Origin of the sequence: Mesorhizobium sp. M7A.F.Ca.CA.002.05.1.1, from assembly GCF_003998335.1 — a bacterium.
GTDB lineage: Bacteria > Pseudomonadota > Alphaproteobacteria > Rhizobiales > Rhizobiaceae > Mesorhizobium.
The window spans coordinates 1-2,403 of sequence record NZ_RZQI01000892.1; the positions used below are offsets into that span (position 1 = coordinate 1).

Here is a 2,403-nt window from a genome sequence, read left to right on the forward strand (position 1 = left end):
GCATGTCGGATCGGGCCTGAGCGAGCGCGCTGCAGAGCTTGGTGGGCTTTGACGATCATGCCTTTAACTCAACCGATGAGACGCCAGAACCGCCGCGGCGGGCGCGGATTTGAAGAAGTACGCCATGGCATCGGCTTGTCTGGCGGCCGACAGCGAGGCGAGGCTGAGCCAGGGCGCCCAGGCGCCGGGCCGCAGCGCATATTGCTCGCGGCGCCGGATGGCGTTCCATTTCGCGGTCCGCGTCAGCAATTCATGCGTCAGCGCCGGCTGCTTTTCGTCGGCGACGAGCTGGTAGAGGAAATAGAACAGGTTCAGCGCGCCAGCCTCGAAGCTCGGCCGCGTCGCCGCCGGCAGCGAGCGGATTTCCTCCTCCAGCGCGACGATGAAGCTGGCCGCACGGGCGACCGTGTCGTGGCTGACCGCATCGCCGATGTCGCGCAGGTCCCGCGTGGCCTGCGCCAGGCCCTCGCGCTCAAGGTTCTCGGCCACGATGCGCAAATGCGTCCTGCGCATCTCCTTGACGTGCCGGCTGGTCACGCTTGCCTCATGGACGCGGTAGACGACCAGGTTTTCGGGCATCATGGCTGCCGGGTAACGGCCGGCCAGCCGCCTGAAAAGATCGAAATCCTCGGCGTGCCTGTAGATCGGGTCGTAGTGGAGAACGCTGTCGTCGATGACCTTCCTGTTGTAGACGACCGTCGGGTGCATGAAGATCGTGAAGAACATCGCCAATACAGGGATGCGGCCGAATTTGAACACCGGATCGGGCCTGCCGATGGCGATGCGGCCGCGGATCAACATGTCGACGCCGGCGCCGCAGAAGCCCAGTTCGGGCCGCCGCTCGAACAGCGCCACCTGGCGCGACAGACGCCAGGGATAGGCGACGTCGTCGGCATCCATCCGTGCGACCAGTTCGCCCCGGGCGAGCGCCAGCCCTTCGTTGAGCGTCGCGACGAGGCCGCGGTTTTCGCGCGAGACGATCGAAATGCGGCTATCGGCCTTTTGGCATCGCTCGAGTATCTCGAGCGAATTGTCGGTCGAGCCGTCATCGATCGCGATGATCTCCAGGCGACTGTGATCCTGCCGCAGGACGCTTCCCAGCGCGGCGGCGAGATAGGGGCCGGCATTGTAGACCGGCAACAGGACGGAGACGAGCGGCGCGGCGGTCATCGTCTTGCATCCGTGCGCTGGAGTTCGAGCGCCGGTGTGCGGCCATCGGGCGGTCCGACGGCCGCCGTCGCGAGCCAGCCATCATGGCTGCCCTGTGCAGAGCGGGTGCGCGCGACATAGGGGAAGTAGCGCTTCAGGCTGTTGAGCGGCCTCTCGAAAACCACCCAGGAAATCCAGGCGGCGACAATCGTGGCGGCGCCCGCGACCAGGAATCGCCCTGGCCCTTGCTCCGAGACGTTGAGTGGAATCCAGGGCTGCGCCTTGACTGCGAGCGACAGCAATATCGGATGATAGAGATAGACGCCGTAGCTGATGCGGCCGAGGCCAAGCAGCGGCGGCACTTCGGCAAGCCTGCCCAGGATGCCGCCAAGGCCGCGCGAACAGGCTGCCACGATGACCATCAGCGGCACCAGGGGCAGGACTTCCCGCAGCAGCCAGCGGGCCCATTCCAGTGTCGGATCGGCGGGCTCCGGGACTAACCACTCGATGACAAGGAATGCGGCCGCGAAGGCAGGCCAGCCCAGCCGCATCCAGTGCGGCAGGCCGGCGCCCCTAAAATGCCAGCAGGCAAGCAGCGCGCCCGACGCCAGCGCATCCATGGATGCCGGCGGCAGCAGGTCGCGCGTCAGCGTCGGCGTGGCGGTGATCGGCCAATAGAAGCGATAGGCCAGCGACAGCGCGATGACGGCGATGCAGATGGCCTCGAAGCGGCGGCGTGGGGCCAGCAGGACGACCAGCGGCCAGGCAAGATAGAACTGCTCCTCGATGCTCAGGCTCCAGAAATGGCCCAGCACCCAAGGGTTCCAGTTATTGTGCAGCGCATACCAGAAGTTCGACAGATAAAGCGCATGCCAGACCAGCGACCCCCTGGACTGATCCAGGTCGACCAGCCAGACGAAACCCAGGACGGCAAAATAGGGCGGGAATATCCGCAACATCCGCCGGATGTAGAAGGAGCGCAGCGCCGGGCCGGTTTCGAATTCGGTGGCCGAGCGCGCCTCCAGGAGCAGGCGCGTGATCAGGAAGCCGCTCAGCACGAAGAACAGCCGCACACCGATATGGCCCCAGAACGAAGGTCCCTCCGCGAAGAAATGGGAATACAACACCATCGTTACGGCGATAGCTCTCAACGCATCAAGTTGGATGTCACGGGCGCTTCCCATCAGCGGCTTCCGCCGGCGTGATATCCGCGATGAGGCCGCCAGCCGGCCGCTTCGAGCGGCAGGCTAAGGC

Annotated in this window: 2 protein-coding genes; both read right to left on the minus strand. The window is 65.4% G+C overall.

Features of this window, described 5'->3' with window-relative positions; translation table 11 throughout:
* Positions 1 to 63 precede the first annotated feature (63 nt).
* Positions 64 to 1,170, minus strand: a complete 1,107-nt coding sequence (locus EN939_RS30115) for a glycosyltransferase family 2 protein (protein WP_127271104.1) — start codon at positions 1,168 to 1,170, stop codon at positions 64 to 66.
* Positions 1,167 to 2,333: an acyltransferase family protein gene (locus EN939_RS30120; protein WP_127271106.1), complete on the minus strand. Its 1,167-nt coding sequence runs from the start codon at positions 2,331 to 2,333 to the stop codon at positions 1,167 to 1,169. Before EN939_RS30120 ends, EN939_RS30115 begins: the two co-directional genes overlap by 4 nt.
* Between the last annotated feature and the right edge of the window lie 70 nt (positions 2,334 to 2,403).